Here is a 19,011-nt window from a genome sequence, read left to right as displayed (position 1 = left end):
TCTTCGCGCAAAAGCAAACTGGTGTCAAACACTCTAGTTTGGAATGATTTTAAGAATGGACAGGCGCGGCTAACCGGTCGTTTTTGAACGGTATCTGCTTGAAAAATTCGCAGCAACCGCGCCATTTCGCTGCGGCATCGCTATCCGTCACAGGCCTCCGCGAAACCGCCTCAGCCCTTCCGCTGCATACGACAGAAGAAGAAGCCGTCCGTGTCGGTGGAGGCGGGCGTCAGCGTCACCGTCAGTCCGTCGGAAGAATGCGGACGCGGGGCGTCCTTTCCGAAGAGCTGATCCCAAGCAGGCAGGGCGCTGACGATCTGAAAATCAGGATTGGCGGCCGTGAAGCGGCGCGCCTGCTCCTCGTTTTCCTGGGGCAGCACCGAGCAGGTCACGTAGATCAGATCGCCGCCGGGCTTGACGAAGCCGCTCGCCTGCGCCAGCGCGTCCTGCTGCTGGGCGGTGCGTTCGTCGAGGTTCTTGGCCGTCAGCCGCCACTTCGTATCGGGGCGGCGGCGCCACGTGCCGGTGCCGGTGCAGGGCGCGTCGACCAGCACCTTGTCGCAGCGTCCGGCGAGGGCGGAGAGCGCCTTGGCGTCGTCATGCACCTGGACATTGCGTGTGCCCGCTCGCTTCAGCCGCTCGATGATCGGCGCCAGCCGTTTGCGGTCGGCGTCATAGGCGTGAACCTGTCCCTTGTTCTGCATGGCCGCCGCCATGGCGAGCGTCTTGCCGCCACCGCCGGCGCAATAGTCGAGAACTTGCTCGCCATCATGGGCGAGCACCAGGTCGGCGACGATCTGCGATCCCTCGTCCTGAACTTCGAACCAGCCTTTCTGGAACGAAAGCCCGGCTGTCACGTTGGGAAGACGCGAGGCGCCTTCGCCGGCGGCAATCCGGATGCCGTGGCGGGCGATCTTTGCTGCATGCGCGTGGGCTCTTTCGAGCGCCTTGACGACCTTGTCGCGGGAGGCTTTGAGCAGGTTGGCGCGCAGATCGAGCGTCGGGCGGGCGGCGAGCGCCTGTGCCTCGGCGAGCCAGCCGGCGCCAAAGGCCTGTTCGAAGGAGGATTGGACCCATTCGGGAATATCGCCGCGGATATGCGGCGGCGCATCGTCGAGCGAGCGGCTTTGAAAGGCCGCAACAGCGTCGGCCGAGAGCGGCGCCGGCGCAAACTTTTCATCCGCCAGCTCACTGGCAAGGCTATCCGGGGTGAAACCCCATTGGCGGAACATGACGGCATGGGCAATGGCCGCGGCACTGTCGTCATCCATCAGCCAGGCATGGGAAAGCCGCATGCGCAGTGCGTCATAGACGATGTTGCCGATCGCTGCACGATCGCCGGAGCCGGCGAAGCGGTGCGCGAGGCCCCAGTCCTTCAGCGCGTCGGCGACGGGCCGCTTGCGGGCATCGATGTCCGCGAGCACAGAAATCGCCCCTTCGAGGCGGCCGCCCAGACGCATTCACATGTCTCCTGTTGCCGTGGCATGTGAACGACCAGCGAAAACGCGATGGTCACGCAGTGGATTGTTCACAAGTCTCAACCGGGTGGTAACCGCGATTGACGGCAAGAGCAAGCGCCGCTTCCGGCGCAGTCAGTGGTGGCCTCAGCTGATGACCTGGTAGCAGACCTTCGCAGTGCCGGAGCTCACCATGCCGATATTCTGGGCGGCGGCGCGCGACAAGTCGATCACACGACCGCGGATGAACGGACCACGATCGTTGATGCGAACGACGACGGTGCGGCCATTGTTGCGGTTGGTGACCTTCACCTTGGTGCCGAAAGCAAGCGAACGATGTGCGGCAGTCAAGATGGCAGGGTTCATACGTTCCCCGGAAGCAGTTTTGGAGCGAAGTGCGTACCATGAAGCACCGCCACAGCCATTTGCAGCAAAACCTTCCGCCGGAAGCATGGAAGAACAGGCGGCAATAGTTGCGGCGACGATAATAGAACGGCGTATTTTCTTCAAAACAGAGTATCCCTCAACTATTGAGCTCACGCCCTTGCAGGCGGCGGGGGCTTAAATCTGTGAAAAAGTGGCGAAAAAGTGCCGGACAAGTTCACGGAATATTACAATCTGTAATATTCGTGAGCGCGGTGATGGAATCTCAGGAATCCATGCCACCGCCAAATGTGGAAAAAACCTAATAAAATCAGCTAAAATCCGAACGAATTTTCCGAAGGGATAGTTAACGCCTTGGCGTTCACGAAAATCGCGAAAATATTTTTCCGATTTCGCCATATTTGTTGCCACATTTGGGCAAATTTAAAGGCCGTTAACCATAAGATGCGGCGAAAATTGTCCGGCCAAAGCGGGAAAGTAGGAATTTCCTACTCATTTTGGGTGAGTGCATCCGTCGCAAACAAGACTGCGTTCTAACCACGCCAGCGCCCGTGCTGCCACAATTGCGCAAGCGACATCGGATAGTTCGGGAAGGAGAATTCGAAGCCGGTGGCCTTGAGTTTCGCATTCGAGATGCGTTTGTTCTCGCCATAGAAGGAGCGTGCCATCGGCGTCAGTTCGGCGGTCTCGAACGCCTGCTCGGGTGGCGGTTCGACGCCCATCAGGCGGGCTGCCTCGACGATCACATCCTGCGGCGGGCCGGGCCGGTCGTCGGTGACATTATAGATGCCGCCGAGACCGCGCTCAGACAGGAAGCGTGTCGCCGCACCGATATCCTCGACGCGGATGCGGTTGAACACCTGGTCCTTCTTGATCAGCCGTCGCGCCGTGCCCTTGTCCAGATTGCAGAAGGCGTTGCGGCCCGGCCCATAGATGCCGGAAAGGCGCAGCACCGCCGCCGGCACGCCGCGTTCCTGGCCCATTGCCAGCCAGCCCTCTTCCGCCTCGAGCCGCTCCTTCGATCGCCCGGAAACGGGCACGCACGGCGTTTCCTCACTCACCCAGGCGCCCTTGTGATCGCCATAGACGCCGACGGTGGAGAGATAACCGATCCATTCGAGCTTTGGCAGCAGGCGTGCGCTGTCTTTACCAAGCAGCCGCAGCAGCGGGTCGGCCTTTCCAGGGGCGATCGACTGCACCAGATGGGTAACGCCGTCCAAAGCCTGGCGCAACCCGTCTTCCATGCTCTCGCCGTCGAAAAGGAATGCCGCTATGCCGTTCCGGCTAAGCGCTTCCATCTTGTCTGGCGAGCGCGTCGTGCCGGAAACGCGCACGCCGTCGCCGGCAAAGGCCTTGGCGATTGCCGTGCCGGAATAACCGCAGCCAAAGATCATCACATGCATCAGCCCACTCCCGCCAATCGCCATTCGTTCAGGACGTCGTCATCTCTCTCATCCGCCCTTTGTGCGGCAAAGACTGAGAATTCGCCAGCCTCCATCAGCCGCGAAAGCGCCCAGACCGCCATGCCGCGTACCACGGGTGAGGGATCGCCCGAAAGCATTCGACATTGCCCGATGAGCCCTTTCTCGCCGGAATTGCCGGCGGCGATCAGCACATTGCGGACGAAACGGTCGCGGCCGATCCGCTTCACCGGGGAGCCGCTGAAAAAGGCACGGAAGGCGGCCTCGTCGAGTGTCAGCAGAAAGGCGATCGACGGCTCCTTCAGATCTTCCCGCGCCTTGAGCTTCATCTCGGAGGCGGAGCTTGCGAACTTGTTCCAGGGACAGGCGGCAAGACAGTCGTCGCAGCCATAGATGCGGTTGCCGATCAGCACGCGCAGATCGGCGTCGATCGGTCCCTTGTGCTCGATGGTGAGATAGGAGATGCAGCGCCGCGCGTCGATCTGGTAAGGCGCCGGGAAGGCAGCCGTCGGACAGATGTCGAGACAGGCGCGGCAGGAGCCGCAATGATCGCTCTCAGGCGCGTCGACCACAAGATCTGCGGTGGTGAACATCGTGCCGAGGAACAGCCAGGAGCCATGAACGCGGCTGACGAGATTGGTGTGTTTGCCCTGCCAGCCGAGCCCGGCCGCCGCCGCCAATGGCTTCTCCATGACAGGCGCCGTATCGACGAAGACCTTCACATCGGCGCCCGCCCGCGCCGCAAAGCGCGTGGCGATTTCCTTCAGCCGGCCCTTGATGACGTCGTGATAATCGCGGTTGCGGGCATAGACGGAAATCGCTGCCTTGTCCGGCTTGTCGAGGATAGCGCGGGGATCTTCTTCCGGGGCGTAGTTGAGGCCGAAGACGACGACGGAGCGCACCTCGCTCCACAGCGTGCGTGGATCGCCGCGCCGGTCGCGCGTCTCCGCCATCCAGTCCATCGTCCCGTGGCGCCCGGCATCGATGAATTGGCCGAGACGCTCCTTGGCTTCGGGGATCGCGTCCGGTCGCGTGATGCGGCAGAGATCGAAGCCCTTGGCGGCAGATTCCGCCCGGACGAACTCGGTCAAATTGTCGCGGCGGCGGCGCTCTTTGTCGTCATTGTCAGCTTCGGGCATGAAGAGCCCTCGTCAGAAATCCAGATCGGCATAGTGTGAAACCGGCGTCAGGCCGCGCACGCGCTCGGTCAGCATCGGCCGGAAGGATGGACGCGACTTCAGCCGCTGGTACCAGTCCTTGACGACGGGCGAATCCGCCCACTCGATCTCGCCGAGATAATCGAGGATCGAGATCGAGGCCGCGGCGGCAAGGTCGGCATAGCTCATCCGTTCGCCCGCCAGCCACTGACGCGAGCCGGCAAGCCAGGTGAGATAGCGCATATGCTGGCGGATATTCGCGCGGGCCGTGCGCAGAACCTTCGAATCCGGCGCTCCACCGCCCTGATCGGCGGTCATCTGCAACTTATAGACACGCTCGCGGGCGAGCGGCTTGGTCACGTCGTTTTCCATCTTCTGCATGAACCATTCGGTCAGCCGGCGGATTTCCGCCCGCTGGAAAGGGTCTTCGGCGAGCAGCCGCCGGTCGCGCTTCAAGACGCCGTGCGTCTCGTCCAGATATTCGGAAATGACGCTCGCGCCGCAGAGCGCGCGCATGCTGTCGTCGACATAGACCGGCAGCGTGCCGGCCGGATTGAGCGCCAGGAAATCCCGGCGTTTCTCCCATGTCTGCTCCTCGATCAGATCCGCCTGATAGCCGTATTCCGCCAGGATCAGCCGGACGAAGCGAGATGCGGATGACATGGGATGATGATAAAGCGTGGGCATCGATACTCGAGCTTTGTGATTGCTGTTACAGGACTGTGGGGCAGCTCAATTATAGCGCCCTAGTCATGACTCATTGGTTGAAGCTATAGGAGCTTGGCCCCGCCAATACAAGCGAATCGGATTTTACCCCATCTGACGATGGCGAAACACGGTCTAATGAACGAATGGAAGCGGCGGCCTGATCGACCCAAGCGCTCAGGCCCGGCCGAACTTTAAACCGGAGACAATGTATGGATTATATCAGTGCTATCATTCTCGGTATCATAGAGGGGATCACCGAGTTTCTGCCGATCTCGAGCACCGGCCACCTGATCATTGCGGAACAATGGCTCGGCCACCGGTCGGACATGTTCAACATCGTCATTCAGGCGGGCGCCATCCTCGCCGTCACCATCATTTACTGGCGTCGTCTGGTGGATCTGGTGCTTGGCTGGCGCGACCCTGCCAATCGCGATTATGCCGCCAAGCTGATCGTCGCCTTTCTCATCACCGCCATTCTCGGACTGGTCGTCAAGAAGCTCGGCTTTGAACTGCCGGAGACCGCGACACCGATCGCCTGGGCGCTCATCATCGGCGGTATCTGGATGATCTTTGCCGAGTGGGCCGCTGCGCGCAGGCCGCCCCATAAAGAGATCACCTGGCTTGTCGCCATCCTGGTCGGCATCGCCCAGATCGTTGCCGGCGTCTTCCCGGGAACGTCGCGCTCTGGCGCCACGATCTTCGTCGCCATGCTGGCAGGCACGGGCAACCGCGCCGCGGCGACCGAATTCGCCTTTCTCGTCGGCATACCCACAATGTACGCCGCAAGCGGCTATGAATTGCTGAAGACGTTCAGGGATGGCGGAGCGGCGGGCGAAGACTGGACGGCGCTCGGCATCGCCTTCGTCGTGTCCACGATCGTCGCTTTCATCGCCGTCAAATGGCTGCTGGCCTATATCAGAAGCAACCGGTTTACGCTGTTTGCCATCTACCGCATCATTCTCGGTGTTTTGCTGCTTGGCATGGCAGCGACCGGCTTCATTGCCTGAGACACCCGTCCCGCATTGCATTCGCGCAACTCCCGGCGCGAATGCAAATGCCCCGTCGGACTCCGCGAACAGACACTCTGTTGCCGGCAGAAGCCGCCAATCTTTCAGATAGGCGATATTGAGAAGATAAGCGTCCGCCGCCGCTTGAAGCAGGCATGGCTGACGTTCATTGTGGAGCGCGCTGTTTAAGGCGTTCCGATCGACTGCTTGCTTGGAGCAGGATGCCGGCGCAGGGCCGGCCTTTTCGTCAATGGATGATCGAAGCCGTAGAGCAAGGATCGACGCCGTAGGCCGGCGAGCAATCGCCCTTTACCGCCGCGACCGAACCGGGCGCAACGAAAGAGCCTGCAAGGATAACCAGCGCCGCACACGCAAACAGGAGCGCGATTGACTTGCCCATTGAGAATTGCCTTTCACAGTGATTGCCGCGCGCGACCACAGGCGTTGAGTCCGTTGGAAGACGCGCGGGTTTGGTAGTCAGTGGAATGGCAAATAGCAATAAACGTTCCTGCTAAATTTGGCGTTAATTCCACAAAATTTCCGATGCGTCTTTTATGCAACGCTACTGAATATGCCGAGCACCAGAACACCTCAAACTTGCGCCGGGCTTTGCGGGACACGGCATGGCCAAAAGGCCGCCCGCGGCATCCGCAGACGGCCAAGCCTCATCGTCGGGAAAAAAGTCTCATCGTCTCGAAAAGACGGTCAGGCGGCCTTGCCGGTACCGGTGTACTGGCCGTGCGGACGATAGTGCACCAGATAGGAGCCGAACACCGATGCCACCATGGTGGGCGTGATGCCAAGGCCCTTCAGCGTGCGGCCTTCCGCCTCGGCTTCCCGGGAGACGATGTTGTCGCGCTTCAGCAGGCGCACCTGGTCCGGCGTGATCGGCGGCGTTATGAAGGGGACCAGCGAAGCGATGCTGCCGATCATCGAAGCGATGCCGAAGGGCAGGGATATCAGCGGGTTCTTGCGGCACGTTACCTTCAGCATCGTCTCGAGACATTCGCGGAAGCTCAGCACCTCAGGCCCGCCAAGCTCATAGACCTTGCCGCCGGCGACCTTGCCGTCGACGGCGCGGGCGACGGCCTCGGCGACATCCTCGACATAGACAGGCTGGAATTTCGTCTTGCCGCCGCCGACGAGCGGCAGGATTGGCGACATGCGTGCCATCTCGGCGAACTTGTTGAAGAAGCTGTCCTCCGGTCCGAAGACGATCGACGGACGGAAGATCACCGCATCGGGCTTAACCGAGAGGATGGCCGTTTCGGCGCGGCCCTTGGTGCGGCCATAGTCAGAATCGGATTTCGCGTCGGCGCCGATCGCCGAAATATGCGTCAGCGTCGCACCTGCGCCGCGCGCGGCTTCGGCAATCGCACGAGCGCCGAATTCCTGCACGGCGTCGAAAGTGTTGCGGCCGGTCTCATGCAGAATGCCGACGCAGTTGACGACGTGGCTCGCACCATCAACGGCGCGATCGATCGAGCTGCGGTAGCGCAGGTTTGCCTGCACGAAGGAGATCTGGCCGACATTGCCGAGCGGCTGCAGGAAGCCGGCGAGATCGGGACGGCGCACGGCGACGCGGATGTTATAGCCGCGCTTGGCCAGCGCCCGAACCACGTGCCTGCCCACGAAGCCGGACCCTCCGAACACGGTGACGAGCGGCGGCAGGTTGGCAAGGGTCATGGCAGGCTCCTCGAAAGGCTTTGCGGGATGCTGAATAGGCTCTCGTCTTAGCCGAATCCCTGCGCGACGGGAAGGCCCATCACGCCGTCAGTTTTTGCGAACGCGAAGTTGCTCAGACGCCCTCGACGACGACCATTTCCGCATCCGCGACTTCCTGGCGGATTTTCGCGGCGATCTGGTATTCCGGCGAATTATAGCAGTCGACCGCATGCTGCATCGAGGGGAATTCGATCACCACGTTGCGGGTGCGTGCCTTGCCCTCGAGTTCGGTGAAGGCGCCGCCGCGCGCGAGAAAATTCGCGCCGTATTTTTCGAAGGCCGGCTTGGCCGCCGCCACGTAATCCTTGTAGCGCTCGGCATCGCGAACGTCGACGCGGGCGATCCAGTATCCCTTGGCCATGGTCTTCTCCCTTTTGTCGTTGACTCTGGTTAGCGATTTGCCGGCCAGAGTGCGCTCACCATCTCGCTGAGGATCGCGCGGGCGGCATCTCGGGGATCCGGCGCCCTGACGACAGGCCGGCCGACGACGAGATGCGTCGCTCCCGCCTTCAGCGCGTCGAAAGGCGTCATCACCCGCTTCTGGTCGCCTTTGTCGCTTCCGGTCGGGCGAATGCCGGGGGTGACGATTGCCATGTCGGGTCCGACGATCTCGCGCACCGCAGTTGCTTCCTCGGCGGAGCAGACGATACCGCCCATGCCGGCGGCGCGCGCCTGTTCGGCGCGGCGCAGCACCAGGCTGTGCGGATCCTGGCTATAGCCGGCATCGGTAAGGTCGTTGGCGTCCATCGAGGTCAGCACGGTCACGCCGAGCAGGCAGAGGCCAGAGCCGGCCGCGGCCTCGACCGCCGCCTTCATGGCTTTCGGATAGGCATGCAGCGTCAGCATCGACATACCCATCTTGGCGATGTTCTCGACGCCGGAGGCCACGGTGTTGTCGATGTCGAGCAGCTTCATGTCGAGAAAGATCTTCTTGCCGCTTGCGGCAAGATCGCGGGCGAATTCCAGGCCGCCGGCAAAGACCAGCTGATAGCCGATCTTGTAGAAGAGAATGTCGTCGCCGAGCGTGGAAACCAGTCTTTCCGCCTCGCCGATCGTTGGAACATCCAGGCCGACGATCAACCGCTCGCGTGCGTCCATCTGAAGTCACCCCTGCCAGTCTTCGATGGGTGTCCAGTCGCATGATAAGCGGCGATCCGCAAGACCGAAAGCATAGAGATTGCCGCCGCCGCCCGGCTGGTCTCGGTCGCGGGAGATCGGCCTGTCGGCTATATGGCATTTGAGCAGCGTGCCGACGCCGCCATGGCCGACGAAGGCGATCGGCGCCGTCGCATCGTGCGTGGCGAGAACGGCGTTCACAGCCTCGACGATGCGGGCCTGCGCGTCGACGGCGCGCTCCCAGCCCTTGAAGCTTTGTTCCGGATGGCCGAAGAACCAGTCGGCAGCCTCTTCGAATTGCGGCGGCGGCAGGAAGCCAGTGGCCGAGCGGTCGTTCTCGTGCATGGCGTGGACGATCTCGATCGCAACACCGGAAGCTTTCGCCAAAATTTCGGCCGTTTCGATCGCCTTCGTCTCGTTGCTGGAGATGATGCGCCGCAATTGCCTCGCCCAGCCGCTCTCTGCCGCTTTGCGGGCGCGCGCCGCGCCGACATCGGAAAGTCCCCATTTCGGCACGGGCACGTTGGCGTCGATCCTGACCTGCGGATGGGTGATGTAGATCCCGAACATCTCAGCCGCGCCTGTAGATCCAGAGCTGCGCCGGCGGAATGTTGCGCATGACGAAGTCGAAATGCTGGATATGGTAGCGGTCGGGATTGGCGGCGATCGGCGAGATCGCGCCATAGGAAATCTGCACCATCGGCCGGCCGGCCGGCAGTCGATCGAGCAGGCTTTCGAGCAGCGAGATGCGCTTCGCCATCGGGAAATTCAGAAGCGGAATGCCCGAGACGACGGAATCGAAAGTGAGGCCACTGAAATTGCCAAGAGTGGTCTGAAGATCGAAAGCGTCGCCGTTGATGAAGTGTACGCCGGGATAGGTCCGCAGCAGATGTTTGTGGAAATCTGTCGAATATTCGATCGCAACGAGATTTTCCGGCCGGACGCCGCGGCCGAGGATGGCCTTGGTGATGGCGCCCGTGCCCGGTCCGAGTTCAAGCACTGGCAGCCCGGAATGAATATCGACGACGCTTGCCATGCGCTTCGCCGTGATCGAGGAGGTCGGCACGATCGAGCCCACCGTCTTCGGCCCCTGCATCATGCCTCGGAAGAAGCGGATCTCGTCGTCGAACCTCTTCCCGAACCGTTCCTTCACCTTGACCCGTAAGCTCATTCTCCACCCATCCGCATGTTGATCGAATGCCTTAATATGCCGCTTGTCGCTTAAGGGACAAGGATTTTCGCAACAAGGACATCGGCGTCAACAGTTCATGCAGCTTTTGGCGCTACACGCGGCATGAGATCGGCGAGCTTTTCGCTCAAGTGATCGGCGTCGACTGGAGCACGCAGCTTCACGTCGGTATTGTCGAAATAGAGATAGACGTCGCGGCCCTTGTTGCGCGCCGCTACGGGTGCCAGCACCCGCGTCGCATTCTCAGGTTCTCCGCCCGTGGCCCAGGCGCGGATGCGTTGCGCCCAGATGTCGAGTGCTTCGTCCTCATAGCCGCTGACATAGAGCTTTTCGGAGCCATGCAGGCGGCAATAGACGAAATCGGCGGTGATATCCATCAGCAGCGGCCATTTCACCGTATCGGCGCAGACGAGAGCGACCCTGTGACGCCTGAGCATCTCGATGAAAGCGGGCGAGCGGAAGCTCTCGTGGCGGATTTCGAGGGCGTGGCGGATCGGCTGGTGCCCGTCGCTTTCAAGCCAGGCTCGCCCCTTGACGTGTCCGTCGTGCCGCCGGGCCAGGTCTGCCGCCGTTTCCCCATTATGCGGCAACAACGCCAGGAAATTCTCGAAAAGATCAGGATCGAAGGCCATGTTCGGCGGGAATTGCCAGAGGATCGGCCCGAGCTTGGGGCCAAGCCGCAGCAGGCCGGAGGCGAGGAAATTGGCGAGCGCCGTCTCGATATCGCGCAGCCGCAGCATATGGGTGATGAAGCGCGGTCCCTTGACCGCGAAGACGAAATCATCCGGCGTTTCATCCCGCCAGCGGCCGAAGCTTTCGGAACGCTGCAAGCTGTAGAATGTGCCGTTGATTTCGATCGACCGGAAGTGCCGGGCGGCGTAGGAAAGCTCCTGCTTCTGCGGCAGGTCCTCCGGGTAGAATTGGCCGCGCCAGGGCGCATAGGTCCAGCCGGATATGCCGATGCGCACCGCTCCCGTCTTTTTGGCCATGAGATCCTCCGTTTTGACAGGAGGAAAAACGGCAGCGGGCGGCCTTCGTTCCCGTCAGACGCGCATCGGCATCAGCACGTAGAGCGCATCGTCGCCAGCGGTGTCGCGGATCAGTGTCGGCGAGCCGGCATCGGCAAGCAGGAAGATCGCTTCCTCGCCGGAAAGCTGGGCAGTGATGTCGAGCAAATATTTGGCGTTGAAGCCGATTTCCATCGCATCCGTGTCGTAGCCGACGGCGACTTCCTCCGTCGCACTGCCGGAGTCTGGATTGTTGACGGTCAGCATCAGCTGCCCCTCGGAAAGCGCCAGCTTGACGGCGCGTCCGCGCTCGGAGGAGATGGTCGAGACGCGGTCGACGGCCTGTGCGAAGCTCGTGCAGTCGACGCGCATTTCCTTGTCGTTGCCTGTCGGGATGACGCGCTGATAATCCGGGAAAGTGCCGTCGATCAGTTTCGAGGTCATGACGATCGAGCCGATCGTCAGCCGGATCTTGGCGTCGGAAACCTCGACGGTCACCGTCGTTTCGGGATTGTCGACCAGCTTCTGCAGTTCGCCGACCGTCTTGCGCGGAATGATGATGCCGGGCATGCCCTCGGAGCCGGAGGGCGCATCGACATCGGCGCGCGCCAGCCGGTGGCCGTCGGTCGCAACCGCCCTGAGTTTCAGCTGGCCATTGCTCTCGATCGTGTGGAAGAAGATGCCGTTGAGATAATAACGCGTCTCTTCCGTCGAAATCGCGAACTGCGTGCGGTCGATCAGCATTTTCAGATCGGTCGCCTTCAGCTTGAAGGAATGCGTGAAGGTGCCGGCTGTGAGATCAGGGAAGTCCGATTCCGGCAGGCACTGCAGCGAGAATTTCGAGCGGCCGGACTGCACGGTCATCGCGCCGCCATCGGGGCTGGTGGCAAGCAGCACTTCCGAGCCGTCGGAAAGCTTGCGCACGATGTCGTAGAGAAGATGTGCGGGAACGGTGGTTGCGCCGGGCTGCTCGACGCTAGCAGGTGTCGCCTCGGTGATTTCGAGGTCGAGGTCGGTCGCCTTCATGTCGAGCTTCTGGCCGTCGGCCTTGAGCAATACGTTGGACAGGATCGGGATCGTGTTGCGACGTTCGACCACGCGGTGGACGTGGTTCAGCGATTTCAACAGGTTTGACCGCTCAATAGTAATACGCATGGGATGCTACCGCTTTCGACCGTGACTGTCCGGGCGCGTCGAGCACCCGAAGAATGCTGTCCCGGCTTGCGGCCGGGGGAGTGGACGGGCAAAATGGCAGACTTCAGCATTGCTTTGCAAGAGGCATGGACGCCGGCACCCCTGCATTTGCGGTTTTCCAGAGCAATGCTCACAGAAATCCAAACCCTTGCCGAAGCGGTGCGGCTCGCCCATAAGGGTTCGATGCCGGCGACGAGCCGGCGGGACGAAAGCAAATGGCATGAATGAGGAAACGACAGCGGACGCCGCCAGCCGGCGAAGCTTCCGCCTGCACAATGCAACGGTGCCGGCACGGCCGCTGGAGTCGGCGCTCTATCTCGTCGCCACCCCCATCGGCAATCTCGGCGACATCACGCTGCGGGCGCTCGAAACGCTGGCCGGCGCCGACGTGCTTGCCTGCGAAGATACGCGCGTCACCCGCGTGCTGCTTGACCGCTACGGCATCCAGAACCGCCCCTTCGCCTATCACGAGCACAATGCCGACGAGGCCGGTCCCAGGCTGCTGCAGGCGCTCGAAGCCGGGCGTTCGGTGGCGCTGGTTTCCGATGCCGGCACGCCGCTGGTCTCCGATCCTGGCTATCGGCTGGCGCAGCAGGCGATAGTGGCAGGTTACCGCGTCATTCCCATTCCCGGCGCCTCCGCCCCGCTCGCAGCGCTTGTCGGCTCCGGCCTGCCGAACGATGCTTTCTTTTTCGCCGGTTTCCTGCCGGCCAAGGACAAGGCCCGCCGCGACCGTCTCGGTGAACTTGCAGCAGTACCCGCGACGCTGATCTTCTTTGAATCGCCGCATCGCATCGGCGCAACGCTTCTGGCAGCCGCCGATGTGCTCGGGCCCACGCGCCCCGCTTCCGTCTGCCGCGAGCTGACCAAGACCTATGAAGAGTTCCGTCGCGGCACGCTTGCCGACCTCGCCGCCCATTACCAGCAGGTGGAAAACGTCAAGGGCGAGATCGTCCTGGTGATCGGTCCGCCGGAGCCGGTCGAGACCGATGAGGCCGATGTCGAAGCCATGCTGGCCGACCTGTCGAAGTCGATGCCGACGGCCGGCGCCGCGACCGAGGCTGCCCGCCTCACCGGCCTGCCGCGCAAGGTGCTCTATCAGCGCCTGCTGGAGATCAAGAACGCCGATGGGCGATAATGATCTCGCAACGATCAGAAGGAAGGCGCTGCGCCGGGGCCGCATGTCGGAATATGTCGCGGCAGCCTTCCTGATGCTGAAAGGCTATCGCATTCTGGCGCTACGCCACCGCACCCGGCTCGGCGAGATCGATATCATCGCCCGCAAGGGTGATCTTGCCGTCTTTGTCGAGGTCAAGGCCCGCCATGGCGAGGCCGCGGCGGTCGATGCCGTCTCTGTCGCCTCGCAGAAGCGGATACGGGCGGCAAGCGATCTCTGGCTCGCCCGCCAGGCGGATCAGGCTCGCCTTTCCCAGCGCTATGACATCGTCGCGATCATGCCCGGCCGGCTGCCGCGGCACTTTCCGGATGCCTTCTGACCTCTTTCGACCCATCGGATTTCCGGATCGTTAAAATTTTAGCTCCCGCTTGAACCAGGTCGTTACGACTCTCTGCTATCGCAGTCTTGGTAGGGATAACAATTGGGGTTGTTTCATGGCCTGGAAGCTGATGCTTGCAAGTGCGGTCGCCATGGCCGCGCGCTCGGTGCCGTATGCGGTGGCGAAGCCGGCCGGAAAATCCTTCGTGGCGCATGCGAGCGATCTGCTGCCGCTGAAGTCCACACCGATCAATCCGGATTGGATTATCAGCGGCAATCCGCAGGCCCGCACCGCCGAACATTCGCGCGGCCATGACGAGGCCTCGCTGACGGCGATCTGGGATTGCACGGCGGGCGAATTCCGCTGGCGCTTCGGCTGGGACGAGACGGTGATGATCCTCGAAGGCGAGGTCCATATCACTGCCGAGGACGGCACCGAACGAACGCTCTGCGCCGGCGACGTCGCCTTTTTCGCCGGAGGAACCTGGGCGAGCTGGCGGGTCGACACTTACGTCCGCAAGGTCGCCTTCCTGCGCAAGCCCTTCCCGAAGCCATTGGCAATTGCCTACCGTCTCCGCAACATGCTGCGCAACAACGGCAACCAGGGCATCGCCGCCTGAAAACTGCGACCGGAAGCCCTTGATTGCCCGTTGCGTTTGATATCTGGCCGACCTACATCTGTCCGGCATTCAGCGAGGGATGGAAATGGCCAAGATCACCAATGTAGCGGTCCAGATGGACCATGTCGCAGGCATCAATATCGCAGGTGATTCCACCTTCGCCATGAGCCTGGAAGCCCAGGCGCGCGGCTACAAGCTCTTCCATTATACCCCCGACCGCCTGAGCTTTCGCGACGGTAAGCTCTATGCCCACGTCGAGCCGATGATGCTGCGCGACGTCAAGGGTGATCACTTCGAGCTTGGCGCGCCGGAGCGCGTCGATCTCTCGACCATGGACGTCGTGCTGCTACGCCAGGACCCGCCCTTCGACATGGCCTATATAACCTCGACGCATCTGCTCGAGCGCATCCACCCGAAGACGCTCGTCGTCAACGATCCGGCCTGGGTACGCAATTCGCCGGAAAAAATCTTCGTCACCGAATTCTCCGATCTGATGCCGAAGACGCTGATCACCAAGGATGCCACCGAGATCCGCCGCTTCCGCGACGAGATGGGCGATATCATCCTGAAGCCGCTCTACGGCAATGGCGGCGCCGGCGTCTTCCATTCGACCCGCGACGACCGCAACCTCTCTTCGCTGCTGGAAATGTTCGGCCAGCTTTTCCGCGAACCCTTCATCGCCCAGCAATATCTGCCCGACGTGCGCAAGGGCGACAAACGCATCATCCTGGTCGACGGCGAATTCGCCGGCGCCATCAACCGTGTTCCGGCCGAACACGACAGCCGCTCCAACATGCATGTCGGCGGCCGCGCCGAGGCGACCGAACTGACGCCGCGCGAACAGGAAATCTGCGCCCGCATCGGCCCGGCGCTGAGGGAGCGCGGCTTCCTGCTCGTCGGCATAGACGTGATCGGCGGTTACATGACCGAGATCAACGTCACCTCGCCCACAGGCATTCGCGAGGTCAAGAAGTTCGGCGGCGCCGATATAGCAGCGCTGCTTTGGGATGCGATCGAGCGCAAGCGCGGCTGAGCCAGCCGCTCATGACCGTTCTGGTCCCGCGACCGAGCACAACCAAGGTCACAGCGGATGCCTGACTATGTTCTTTGATTGTTCTTGTTTTATTCCAGCTTCCATGCCAGATTGCAACCGCTGGCCCTGAACGGCCGGGGGCGGTATAAGAGTTTGCGGGACAAGGGATGGGCATATGGTCGCGCGTGTCAGTACGGTGGCATTTCAGGGTATCGAAGGTGTGCCGGTCGAGGTCCAGGTCATGGTCGCTCCCGGCAAGGTCGGCATGCAGATCGTCGGTCTGCCCGACAAGGCGGTTGCCGAAAGCCGCGAGCGCGTGCAGGCGGCCCTCCACGCCTCAGGCCTGGCGCTGCCGGCGAAGCGGGTGACGGTCAATCTGGCGCCTGCCGACCTGCCGAAGGAAGGCGACCGAAACCAGCATCGAAAAAATGTATCTGATCTAAGTTTTTGAGTTTACAAGAAAATTAATCACCTGCTGATGATACGTCAATCGCGCTGCGATTAGTGGGCGCTGACCTTACCGGCTCGATTAAGAGGTGGCCTGCAACTCACAAATTGCAGGCTGTTCGCGCTCGCATCGTTTTTTTGCCAGCTCAGAAAAGGTCTGAAAGATTTTCAAGGAATTCCTGTCGTTGCGAAGAACGGCTCTCGGATGAGAATTCCTGTCCGACGGTAAAGATGTCGCCGTTCGGGCGAACAGGTTTGCACTGAGCATCGTGACAACACTCATCCAGGGCTGAACAACTCCAAGTCGCATTGTCGATTGTGTGAAGTCTCCGGGGAAACCTCATGGACAGGGCTGGAGCGGCATCCGGCGACCCTTTTCACACCAAATGCGGGTGTGTGCCGGACCTTGCGCTCCGGCGCTTGACATGTCCTGGGAGTGGAAATATATTCTACGTAGAAACGATTTCATAAAGGAATTCTTTGATCTAGATGTCAAAAAAAAGAAAAAAACACTAATTCGTGGTTTTCGGGATTCTTCCGCAAGAATTCCTTTCATGAAGGAAAAGTTCGATAAGACGTGAGCTGATCTGCCAATGGATGAGGATTTCACTGAATTTGACGCGCCAACTGAGGCGTTGGAGTTTTATGTTCCCGGACATGCGAAGTACGACTTAAGCGTGCTTGTTCCGGTCTACGGTTTGGCGCGCTTGCAGCCGCTAGTCACCGCACTCCAAGCCACGTTACGAGGCTTGAATGCGACAACAGGCGCGAACTACTTCGGCCCGTGGCGACGCTTTATGTTGCAAGGGGGACTCGCCGCACGTTGTAAGGCGGAAGGTAGCGATTTTTTTCGGGCGATAATGGACGGGAACCTCAAAAGGATAGTCAAAGCCGACGTCGAGCGTGCCCTCTCCGACGCTTTCGAAAGACTAAAGAACTTCGATGATTTTAGCTTTACCTCGTCAACAAACGATAAAACGAGGGCGGGCTTCTGGGATGGCATCAAACGGCTAAGCAAGCTGTTGGCAAACGTTAACTTTCTGCCTCCGTTCACGGTATCGGGTCACATTCCACATATTCCCGGAACGAGGACACCAGTCTTTGCCGATCTATCACGCGAGATAGGGCGACTAAAGCCATCGGTGTCCTGGTTAGAAGCCGAGGACGCGGCTTTGAAGGAAAATATAGAGTTACTACAGCTGCTCCGGGACGAGTTGGAGAACGAATTCGTTGAAGAGTACAAGCTGTTCCTCGACGGCCAACGCATCGTGTTCGACGACGGTACACCATCAGCTCGGCAAATTGACGAGATACTTATGAAAGAAGGAATATCCAGCCATAGCCTTGGAAAAAAGGGAAGTCGGAAGCGTTTTGAATTAGGAATAAAGCTTCTGTATTCAATTACCTATGACGAATACAAGTGCGCATCACCCCAATGCCGCGTCCAAGGTTTTATCGTATCGGCTGGAGGCCAATCGAAACTGCGACCGTACCTGGGAGCCACGCCTCGCGCGCTTCATGCCGCTTTTGTAATCGTTCTCATCGACACCGGCTGGAATATGCAGCCATGCGCAGATTTAGGGCGAAACCCGTTCGTCGGTGAAGCAAGTCGTGGTCGGCGAAGAATTAAATCCGTTGGCTCGGCTAAAAACAGAGCTAACAATTTGAAGATCAATGGCGTTCTCTCGGACACTGACACTTCGGAAGCTAACCTTCCGATCAAGGGTCAGGACGGTCGTCTCCCAGGAGTAAAGCTCATTGAACAATGGCTCGACATGAGTTTGCCCCTACGGGAGAAGGCGGATCGCGATGGCAATGTTTCGGCTAATAGCCTCTGGATTTGGCGAGAGCGGTTCGACGGGAACGCCTCCAGCAATATAGCTTCAGTGGACAAAGGCTGGTGGTATGCATTCTTAGATCGTCTTGCGCCCCATCCCAGACTGGGCGGCCTCCCATTCACTCATCGGGCTATCAGAAAGACTTTCATAAACATCGAGGCAGCCAAAGGCGTTTTCAACGTACGGCTTCCGATGGCTCTGGCGGATCATTCGTCGGAGCACATGACGCATCAGTACCTGACTGAAACAACAATACATGCCGTGTACTCGTCAAAAATGCGAATTTTCATGGAGCTTTGGGAGAGCACCGCGTCTATTGGTATCGTCGATGCTGCTCGCTGGCTAGGCTTGAGTGAACATGACCTAAAGAAGAGGCAGCAACTAGGTCTCGGTTCCGGGCTTGATTTTGCATCCGTTCATAGCTCGAAAGAGGATATTGTACCGAGTGTCGGTACGGTTAGCGAAGAAAACCGTCTCCTCGTCGTTGATGATCGTTCCTTAGAGATATTACATCTTGCCAGGCTAGCGTTGGGAAGGCTTCGCGAGCGTTTGCAGTCGCTGAATCCCTGGCGTTGGGTACGATCATGGCTGCCTTACCAAGTCATCATTGACGGTTACTGCAATTTGCTAGAGCGGGGCAGGCATAGGTTGCGATTCCAGCGAGCTATTGCGATAGTACAGAAGCGCTTGGCAGCGAACGACGACGTGCTCCCGGTGTTATATTGATGAGCATAGACCCTAAACCTGCCCGCCGAAGCAAACATGATCAGATCATAGCTGCGCTTGCGCCCCGGTGGTGGCTTACCAGGGACTGCCAATTTACCGACGATGTGTGGAAAATTGATACATCGCGGAAAAATCGGGAACGCGTCAAAGTGCAGGTTATCCGTTTTGACGTCCCGATCAAAGGTTGGCCAAGCTTTGCTAGATTGGATGATCCGTCCGTGGAGTTCGATCTCATCACTGCAAAGCTGCTCATTTACCTTTCCTTGGAGCCGCCACCAGTTGGGTGGTTGACAACCGCTTCCAGCGTCGGGCCGCTACACCGAAGACACTTAAATTTCATCCGATGGAAACACGAATGGAAAATAGGAAAGAACGCGGACATTCGTCCCCCTCACGTGCGCCACTTTGAAAGATGTCTACGAACACCAGTGTTGTTTTCCACGCAGAACTGAGCCGGTTAGGCGCATAATTTCCATTGAGAATTGAG

General features: G+C 60.2%; 20 protein-coding genes and 1 pseudogene. 8 read left to right on the top strand and 13 right to left on the bottom strand.

Annotation, left to right across the window (positions count from 1 at the left end; all coding sequences use genetic code 11):
• Positions 1-170 precede the first annotated feature (170 nt).
• The 5 genes from G9X64_RS28560 to G9X64_RS28540 form a co-directional block, all read right to left on the bottom strand.
• Positions 171-1,460 (bottom strand): RsmB/NOP family class I SAM-dependent RNA methyltransferase, encoded by a 1,290-nt coding sequence (locus G9X64_RS28560; RefSeq protein WP_171377855.1) that lies wholly within the window; start codon positions 1,458-1,460, stop codon positions 171-173.
• 144 nt (positions 1,461-1,604) lie between these two features.
• A complete protein-coding gene (locus tag G9X64_RS28555) occupies positions 1,605-1,967 on the bottom strand; it encodes a septal ring lytic transglycosylase RlpA family protein (RefSeq protein WP_018244428.1) in 363 nt (120 codons plus the stop codon).
• A gap of 407 nt (positions 1,968-2,374) precedes the next feature.
• The gene (locus G9X64_RS28550) at positions 2,375-3,244 is read right to left on the bottom strand and encodes an SDR family oxidoreductase (protein WP_168308010.1); all 870 of its coding nucleotides are present in this window, start codon (positions 3,242-3,244) and stop codon (positions 2,375-2,377) included.
• Positions 3,244-4,401, bottom strand: coding sequence for a tRNA epoxyqueuosine(34) reductase QueG (queG, locus tag G9X64_RS28545; RefSeq protein ID WP_168308009.1), 1,158 nt, complete (start codon positions 4,399-4,401; stop codon positions 3,244-3,246). The genes G9X64_RS28550 and queG overlap by 1 nt, the downstream gene beginning before the upstream one ends.
• A 12-nt stretch (positions 4,402-4,413) precedes the next feature.
• Complete coding sequence (locus G9X64_RS28540; RefSeq protein WP_003544722.1) at positions 4,414-5,106, bottom strand: glutathione S-transferase family protein; 693 nt, start codon at positions 5,104-5,106, stop codon at positions 4,414-4,416.
• Positions 5,107-5,336: 230 nt separating this feature from the next.
• Between G9X64_RS28540 and G9X64_RS28535 the strand changes: the two genes are divergently transcribed.
• Entirely contained in the window at positions 5,337-6,134 is a 798-nt protein-coding gene (locus G9X64_RS28535; RefSeq protein WP_168308008.1) for an undecaprenyl-diphosphate phosphatase, read from the top strand.
• Between the two features lie 247 nt (positions 6,135-6,381).
• On the opposite strand, the gene G9X64_RS28530 is transcribed toward G9X64_RS28535, so the two are convergent.
• From G9X64_RS28530 to dnaN, 8 genes are all read right to left on the bottom strand, one after another.
• Positions 6,382-6,534: a hypothetical protein gene (locus G9X64_RS28530; protein ID WP_003544729.1), complete on the bottom strand. Its 153-nt coding sequence runs from the start codon at positions 6,532-6,534 to the stop codon at positions 6,382-6,384.
• A 305-nt stretch (positions 6,535-6,839) separates the two neighbouring features.
• Complete coding sequence (locus G9X64_RS28525; RefSeq protein WP_171377854.1) at positions 6,840-7,820, bottom strand: complex I NDUFA9 subunit family protein; 981 nt, start codon at positions 7,818-7,820, stop codon at positions 6,840-6,842.
• Between the two features lie 112 nt (positions 7,821-7,932).
• Positions 7,933-8,220 carry a DUF1330 domain-containing protein gene (locus G9X64_RS28520; RefSeq protein WP_168308006.1) on the bottom strand — a complete coding sequence of 96 codons (288 nt, stop codon included), beginning with the start codon at positions 8,218-8,220 and terminating at the stop codon, positions 7,933-7,935.
• Between the two features lie 29 nt (positions 8,221-8,249).
• A complete protein-coding gene (pyrF, locus tag G9X64_RS28515) occupies positions 8,250-8,957 on the bottom strand; it encodes an orotidine-5'-phosphate decarboxylase (protein ID WP_168314655.1) in 708 nt (235 codons plus the stop codon).
• A gap of 6 nt (positions 8,958-8,963) precedes the next feature.
• The gene (locus tag G9X64_RS28510; protein WP_171377853.1) at positions 8,964-9,545 is read right to left on the bottom strand and encodes a histidine phosphatase family protein; all 582 of its coding nucleotides are present in this window, start codon (positions 9,543-9,545) and stop codon (positions 8,964-8,966) included.
• Position 9,546: 1 nt separating this feature from the next.
• Positions 9,547-10,146, bottom strand: coding sequence for a phospholipid N-methyltransferase PmtA (gene pmtA, locus G9X64_RS28505; protein WP_128404583.1), 600 nt, complete (start codon positions 10,144-10,146; stop codon positions 9,547-9,549).
• 95 nt (positions 10,147-10,241) lie between these two features.
• Positions 10,242-11,153 carry a DUF72 domain-containing protein gene (locus G9X64_RS28500; protein ID WP_168308003.1) on the bottom strand — a complete coding sequence of 304 codons (912 nt, stop codon included), beginning with the start codon at positions 11,151-11,153 and terminating at the stop codon, positions 10,242-10,244.
• 54 nt (positions 11,154-11,207) lie between these two features.
• Entirely contained in the window at positions 11,208-12,326 is a 1,119-nt protein-coding gene (dnaN, locus tag G9X64_RS28495) for a DNA polymerase III subunit beta (RefSeq protein ID WP_003555981.1), read from the bottom strand.
• A 93-nt stretch (positions 12,327-12,419) separates the two neighbouring features.
• Between dnaN and G9X64_RS28490 the strand changes: the two genes are divergently transcribed.
• The 7 genes and pseudogenes from G9X64_RS28490 (at position 12,420) to G9X64_RS28460 (ending at position 18,524) form a co-directional block, all read left to right on the top strand.
• On the top strand, positions 12,420-12,593 hold the full coding sequence (locus tag G9X64_RS28490) for a methyltransferase (protein ID WP_168314398.1): 174 nt from the start codon (positions 12,420-12,422) through the stop codon (positions 12,591-12,593).
• On the top strand, positions 12,586-13,503 hold the full coding sequence (gene rsmI / locus G9X64_RS28485) for a 16S rRNA (cytidine(1402)-2'-O)-methyltransferase (protein WP_168308002.1): 918 nt from the start codon (positions 12,586-12,588) through the stop codon (positions 13,501-13,503). Before G9X64_RS28490 ends, rsmI begins: the two co-directional genes overlap by 8 nt.
• Positions 13,493-13,861 (top strand): YraN family protein, encoded by a 369-nt coding sequence (locus G9X64_RS28480; RefSeq protein ID WP_168308001.1) that lies wholly within the window; start codon positions 13,493-13,495, stop codon positions 13,859-13,861. Before rsmI ends, G9X64_RS28480 begins: the two co-directional genes overlap by 11 nt.
• Positions 13,862-13,976: 115 nt before the next feature.
• Positions 13,977-14,480 carry a cupin domain-containing protein gene (locus tag G9X64_RS28475; protein ID WP_168308000.1) on the top strand — a complete coding sequence of 168 codons (504 nt, stop codon included), beginning with the start codon at positions 13,977-13,979 and terminating at the stop codon, positions 14,478-14,480.
• A gap of 85 nt (positions 14,481-14,565) precedes the next feature.
• The gene (gene gshB / locus G9X64_RS28470; RefSeq protein WP_171377852.1) at positions 14,566-15,513 is read left to right on the top strand and encodes a glutathione synthase; all 948 of its coding nucleotides are present in this window, start codon (positions 14,566-14,568) and stop codon (positions 15,511-15,513) included.
• Positions 15,514-15,688: 175 nt separating this feature from the next.
• Positions 15,689-15,919, top strand: a pseudogene (locus G9X64_RS28465) (magnesium chelatase domain-containing protein); the annotation flags it as partial.
• A gap of 634 nt (positions 15,920-16,553) precedes the next feature.
• Entirely contained in the window at positions 16,554-18,524 is a 1,971-nt protein-coding gene (locus G9X64_RS28460) for a hypothetical protein (protein WP_171377851.1), read from the top strand.
• Positions 18,525-19,011: the final 487 nt, after the last annotated feature.

The sequence above is a fragment of the Rhizobium sophorae genome, assembly GCF_013087515.1.
Taxonomy (GTDB): Bacteria; Pseudomonadota; Alphaproteobacteria; order Rhizobiales; family Rhizobiaceae; genus Rhizobium; species Rhizobium sophorae.
This window is presented reverse-complemented; position numbering and strand designations above follow the sequence as displayed.